The sequence below is a fragment of the Empedobacter sp. UBA7620 genome (assembly GCF_002484185.1).
Lineage (GTDB): Bacteria > Bacteroidota > Bacteroidia > Flavobacteriales > Weeksellaceae > Empedobacter > Empedobacter falsenii_C.
Genome location: NZ_DLJI01000038.1, coordinates 1 through 6,106, shown reverse-complemented (window position 1 = coordinate 6,106; position 6,106 = coordinate 1). Strand labels below are relative to the sequence as shown.

General features: G+C 32.2%; 3 protein-coding genes. All 3 read left to right on the top strand.

The genetic code is table 11. The annotated features are described in order from the left end of the window. Nucleotides 1–1,300 precede the first annotated feature (1,300 nt). The gene (locus B2217_RS09355; protein WP_291122415.1) at nucleotides 1,301–4,273 is read left to right on the top strand and encodes a SusC/RagA family TonB-linked outer membrane protein; all 2,973 of its coding nucleotides are present in this window, start codon (nucleotides 1,301–1,303) and stop codon (nucleotides 4,271–4,273) included. A 12-nt stretch (nucleotides 4,274–4,285) separates the two neighbouring features. After that, a complete protein-coding gene (locus B2217_RS09350) occupies nucleotides 4,286–5,683 on the top strand; it encodes a RagB/SusD family nutrient uptake outer membrane protein (RefSeq protein WP_180906611.1) in 1,398 nt (465 codons plus the stop codon). Beyond that, nucleotides 5,673–6,106, top strand: a 434-nt coding sequence (locus B2217_RS09345; protein ID WP_291122413.1) for a hypothetical protein, incomplete at its 3' end; no start/stop codon positions are given. The genes B2217_RS09350 and B2217_RS09345, both read left to right, overlap by 11 nt.

The following is a 6,106-nucleotide window of genomic DNA, read 5'->3' as shown; positions in this document are numbered from 1 at the left end:
ATGAATAAAAAAGTGATAGAAAGTATTTTACATTCATTTTTTCCTTGATGAAAAAACGAACCAAAAAAATCAAGACCGCGATTTTCGACGTTCAATTCCCATTTCACGCACTAAAAAGATTAAATGTTTCCCATACGCTCACTAATCTTTTTTACGCTTGTTTCAATGGATTGAAACTCGTCTGCAAATCGTATGTCGACTCTAAAATCCGTTATAAAAAGTGAATTTGAATATAATAAGAATAAAAACGTAAAACGTTAAGCGTATCACATAAACCGTAAAAACAAAAACCCCTTTCCCAAAAACAAAGTTGGCGCGATGTACAGGAAAAGGAGTGGCTTTTAAAACTAATGTTGAATTTAAAAAACTTATGTAAAATTATGAAAGAGTAAACAGATTCACACTCTATCCCCCGAAGACAACACAAAGAGTATAAATGATCTTCATAAAATGATTAGTGTTAATTTTTAGTTTTCATTTATTAATGTAATTTTTAAAACCTGTCGGAGGGGGATATTTTAAGAGGAATATAGGATAAAAGTAGACGAGCTCACGCGCGCGTGATAATAGAGATGAAATTCTAAATGGAATTTGTGATAATAAGAAGATAATTAGAAGTTCATTATTTTATTACGTTCATTTTTATTCATGAGTTATTATTTTATTACGTTCATTTTTGTCTTGACACAAAAACATTTGAGATTAAGAGGAGAAGCTCCAGTGGAGCTTAGGTAAAATTGTTACAAGTCGGTCAATAACGGCTACTCGCTAAATGCTTTAGAACATTCGCATATGAAATGCGAACATAAATCATTTTAACGCTCTTTACGCCTAATTGACACTCGACTTTTCAGCAATGACCGTTTCTAAACTCGTTGTTAAAAGTGAATTTGAGTATATAAATAAGAATTAAAAATCCGACGATTTAGAATCGAAATGTAATTCAACTCTAAATTATTGGAATAAAAAAGTTGGAGTGTTTGAGTGGAGTGAGTTGCCAACTTTATGGAAATAATTTATTTAGTTGAATCATTGAGAGACTACTGTCGGCATCTTTTTTTGTTTCGTTTTTTTGGATGCTCAAAAAAATGAAAGGAAGAAATTTTTCGACAAGCTAAGAATACCAACGAGATGAGATTCTTCGACAGGCTCAGAATGACAAAATACGTAAAACGTTAAGCGTAAAACTTATAACTTAAAAACAAAAACTTCCTTTCCCCAAAACAAAGTTGGCGCGATGTATAGGAAAAGGAGAGGCTTTTAAAACTAATGTTGAATTTTAAAAAACTATTGTAAAATTATGAAAAAATTTTACTTCAAACTCAATAGGCATATAATAAGTGTGCTATTGGGATTGTTTTGTGTAACACCCTTGTTGGCACAAACAGGAAAAACCGTGACTGGAACGGTAAAAGAACTTCAAATCCCACTGGTGGGCGTAATGGTAAAGGAGGAGGGAACCGATAATTCTACCTATACCGATGACAATGGACATTATTCGTTGACCTTACAACATGATGATGCTAAACTAATTTTTGAGCAATTGGATTTTCCTATTCGAGAAGAAGAGGTATTGAATAGAAGCGTGATCAATGTACGTTTCACAAAAGAAGAGGAGAGTATTCAGCTGAAAGATGTGGTGATCAATGCAGGATACTACTCCGTAAAGGATAAAGAACGAACGGGGTCAATTGCACGTGTAACGGCTAAAGAAATTGAGAATCAGCCTGTGAATAATGTGTTAGATGCCTTGCAGGGTAGAGTTGCAGGTTTAGAAATTACGCCAACTACAGGAACAGCAGGTGGTGGTTATACCATTCGGTTAAGAGGACAGAATAGTATAAATGCGGGGAATGATCCTTTGTTTATAATAGATGGGGTTCCGTTTGATATGAATTCGATGTCTTACACCAGTATCTCCAATACCGTAATGCCCAATTCAAACATTAATCCGTTAAATTCTATCGATCCAAAATCAATAGAGAAGATTGAAGTTTTAAAAGACGCGGATGCTACTGCTATTTATGGTTCGCGTGGTGCAAATGGGGTGATTTTGATAACGACTAAAAAGGGACAAAAGAGAAAAACTACATTTAATATAGATTCTTCAATTAGTGTCAATTCCATTACAAAAAAAGTAAATCTTCTAAATACAGAACAATACCTCATGATGAGAAAGAAAGCGTTTGCAAATGATGGGATTACAAACTACCCAACAAATGCGTATGATATTAATGGAGCATGGGATCAAACGCGATACACCGATTGGCAAAAAGTACTAATAGGGAATACAGGTACAACCAATAATACAAGACTAAATATTATGGGTGGTAGTGAGCAAACAAGTTTTATGATTGGCACCAATTTTATGAAAGAAACGTCTGTTTTATATGGGGATTATAGCTATAAAAAACTGAATGCCTTTATTAATCTTAATCATTCTTCTAAAGACAATAGATTTAAAGTAGGTACTGTCCTAATTTATGGGGAAGATAACAATATATTACCAATAGAAAATTTAGCGCGTACAGCTAAAAAATTAGCTCCCAATGCACCCGCTTTATTCGATGAAAATGGAAATCTAAATTGGGAAAATAATACATGGACAAACCCTATAGCATCTACTTATAGTACATATCGTAGTCATGCAAATGTGTTGAATACCAGCTTTAATATGAGCTATGCTTTAACGGATCAATTAACATTTAAAACGAATTTAGGTTACAATCATTCAATTTTAAAAGATAAAAGTTTCAATCCACATACAGTAAGAAATCCTGCTTATGGTAATACAAGTGCCGATAGTAGTGTCATAATGAATGAGAATGAAAAAGAAGTATGGTCAATAGAACCGCAGTTGGATTATCATCTTAGTTGGACAAATAGTGAAATTAACTTGAATGTAGGAGCAACTTTTATGATGAACGAACAAAATCAGTTGGTTACAAGAGGAGTTGGCTTTGCAGATAATGCACTAATGAATGTGATGAGCGCAGCAAAAGCATTTCAATTTCTGCAAGATATTTCTTCACAATATAAATACAATGCGGTCTATGGACGATTTAATTACAGTTTGTATCAAAAATATATTCTTAATCTTACAGCAAGAAGAGATGGATCAAGTCGATTTGGAGAAGCCAATAAGTTAGCAAATTTTGGTGCAATAGGCGCTGCTTGGATTTTTTCGAAAGAACATTTTTTGAGTGATCAATCGTGGTTGAGTTTCGGTAAATTGAGAGGGAGTTATGGAATTACTGGAAACGACCAAATAGGGGATTATCAGTATTTGAGTACATATTCTATAAAACAAGACGGTTATGATGGAACAACCTATTTAACACCTTCTCGTTTACATAATCCGAATTTTTCATGGGAAAAAAATCGAAAGATAGAAGGAGCAATAGAATTGGCTTTTCTGAAAAATAGATTAAATCTTGAAGTAAACTATTACCACAATCAATCCAATAATCAGCTAATAGGCTATTCGTTACCTGATACAACAGGGTTTAAAACAATTCAAGCAAATTTGGATGCAGTAGTGGTTAATAAAGGATTAGAAATTGCTCTCCATTCAACCAATATTAAGAAAGATAAATGGCAATGGGAAACATCCTTTTTAATTACATTTCCAAAGAATGAATTAAAAGCGTTCGAAAATCTAGCTCAATCCAGTTATAGCAATCAATATGTTATTGGGCAATCTATAAATATCACAAAGCTATACAATTATATAGGAATAAACCCTGTAAATGGAACTTATATGTTCGAGGATTATAACAATGATGGAAAAATAAGTAGTGCCGATGATCGTAGAATATATACGGATTTCAATCCCAAATGGTATGGAAGTTTAGGAAATACCATTCGTTATAACAATTGGAATCTTGAGGTACTTTTTCAATTTTCGAAAAAGAAAGCCTATAACGAATTGCATACATTAAATGCAGCTGGTACATTCTTTAATCAACCTACATCGGTTCTAGATGAAGGACGTACGCAAATTTATACAACAGGCTCTAATACAAATGCTGTTGTTGCTCAAAATTATTTTTATACAAGTACTGGAGTTGTAAGTGATGCTTCCTTTGTGAGGTTAAAATCACTTTCGATAAACTACAATGTACCTCTTAAGAAAAATTATAAAGTCGCTTTGTATGCACAAGGTTTTAATCTGCTAACGCTTACGAACTACAAAGGAGGGGATCCCGAACAAATTGAAGATTTTTTACCTCCATTAAAGCGTATTGCATTTGGAACAACTATCTCATTTTAAAAAATTAAAACCATGAAAAATAATAGAACAATATATGTGATGAATAGATTCATCCTATTGATTGCCATATTCACATTGGCTGCTTGTAATGATTGGATTGAAACTGATGATCCTAAGGGAGAAATAAAAATTGAAAAGGTTTACAACAACGAGCAAACTGCTAATGCAGCAGTTGCGAGTATTTACAAAGACATGAAAAATGATGGTTTGTTGTCGGGAAGTACAAATGGATCAAGCGTATTATTTAGTTTGTATGCAGATGAACTTGATTTTTATGGTTCTACGAGCAATAACCTTTCAATGTTTCATTCCCATCAATTATTGCCTTCTAATACACTTGTAACGTCTATATGGGCAAATAATTATAGAATTATTTATGAAACAAATTTAGCTATAGAGGCATTAAATAATTCAACGAATTTATCCCTTGAGTTAAAAAATAAATTGATAGCAGAAGTGTTGTTTATTAGAGCATTTACGCATTTTAATTTGATGAATGTATATGGTAAAATACCCTATATCACTACATCTAATTATCAAATCAATCGATATGTTTACCGTGATGAAATAAAGATTGTTTACGATAATATCGAAAAAGATTTGCTCCAAGCAAAAGGTTTATTGGTAAATAATGTGGCGTCTACTGCGAGTAACAGAGCAACTATATATGCAGTGTCAGCCCTATTAAGTAAGGTGTACTTATACCAAGAAAAATGGGATAAAGTAGTGAGTGAATCGCAAGGAATTGTTCAAAATCAGAACTTTTCATTTCAACAACCAATAGAAAATCAATATAAAAAAGAAAGCAAGTCTACAATATTTCAATTTTCATCGACCATAAATGGTGAAAATACGTTAGAAGGATCATATTTTATTATTAATAGCGGACCTCCAACTCGGGTAGCTTTACGACAAGATTTTATAAACCTGTTTAATCCACTCGATAAAAGGTTACAATTTTGGACAAAGAAAGTAAGCAATACAACAAATACACAATCTTGGTATATACCGTATAAATATAAAGAAAATGCAAATACAGGTTCAAGCAAAGAGTTTTCTATTGTATTTGGTTTGTCAGAAATAATCTTGATGAGAGCAGAAGCTTATTTACATACAAATGAATTGGCATTGGCAGTAAAAGAAATTAATATCATTCGAGAGAAAGCAGGGTTAAATCAGTTTAATTCTTCTAATCCAAATGAGATTCAAAAAGAACTTATACTTCAAAGAAAACTAGAATTGTTTACAGAACATGGAAACAGATGGTTTGATTTGAAACGTTGGAAAATAGCCGAGGAAACTCTAAAACCTATAAAATCAAATTGGAAACCAAGAGATTTAATTTTACCAATTCCAGAAAACGAATTATTGATTAATCCTAATCTAAATCCTCAAAACGATGGCTATTAAATATGTCAATTCAATACTAGTTATGCTGTTTGTCTGTTTGGGATACTTTTCAAAAGCGCAAGAGATTCAAAAAACTTCGAATTGGACAAAACATACTTTATTTACAGACGTAAGTAGCGATGGAAAGTGGGTTGTTGTAAATGATATGCAAGATAAAAATAATGTTATACTTATACAGACAGAATCAGGTGTTAGAAAAGAATTGGGTTCAATCATTCTTTTGAAATTTTTGAAAAATAATGATATACTATCTTTTGTTGATGATAAATCAAATTTGCATCTAATTGATTTAAAAACATTAAAAACAATCTTGCAAGTTGAGGTACTACATAAAAGATATTTTACAAATCATGATCAAACGATAATTTCATACCTAAGAAAGGGCGAAAAAGAGAAAAAAGATTTACAGTTACTTGATTTGAA

What these genes read in the sequence shown, in the direction of transcription:
- B2217_RS09355 (WP_291122415.1), top strand. Translation starts at nt 1,301, where the DNA reads ATGAAAAAATTTTACTTCAAACTCAATAGGCATATAATAAGTGTGCTA.
- B2217_RS09350 (WP_180906611.1), top strand. Translation starts at nt 4,286, where the DNA reads ATGAAAAATAATAGAACAATATATGTGATGAATAGATTCATCCTATTG.